This is a genomic window from Massilia sp. NBRC 108631, from assembly GCF_059704565.1.
In genome coordinates, this window is sequence record NZ_BAAKJE010000013.1 from 1 (window position 1) to 556 (window position 556).

The following is a 556-nucleotide window of genomic DNA, read 5'->3' on the forward strand; positions in this document are numbered from 1 at the left end:
ACCTCGGCGCAAGTGATCGCGCTGACCACGCTGCAAGCCGCGTCGCTGACCTCGGCACAAGTGGCCGCCATGGAAACGGTGGACCTGGCCGCCATGGAAACGGTGGACTTCGTGGCGCTGAAGACCAGCGCCATCGCCGGCCTGAGCACCAGCCAGTTCGCCGGCCTGACCACCAACCAGATCGCCGCCATGACCAGCGCCCAGATCGGCGCGCTGAGCACCAACCTGATCGCCAACGGCCTGACCACCGCGCAAGTCGTCGCGCTGAGCACCAGCCAGGCTGCCGGCCTGACCTCGCGCCAGATCGCCGCCCTGTCGACCGCCAACCTGGCCGCCATGGAAACCGTGGACTTCGCCGCGCTGAAGACGGCCACCATCGCCTCCCTGAGCACCACCCAGATCGCCGGCCTGACCTCGTCGCAAGTGATCGCGCTGACCACCGCGCAAGCCGCGTCGCTGACCTCGGCCCAGCTGGGCGCCATGGAAACGGTCGACCTGGCCGCGATGGAAACGGTGGACTTCGTGGCGCTCAAGACCAGCGCCATCGCCGGCCTGA

General features: G+C 68.7%; 1 pseudogene. It reads left to right on the forward strand.

Features of this window, described 5'->3' with window-relative positions:
- A pseudogene (locus AC6H42_RS01330) lies at positions 1 to 556 on the forward strand (heme utilization protein); the annotation flags it as partial.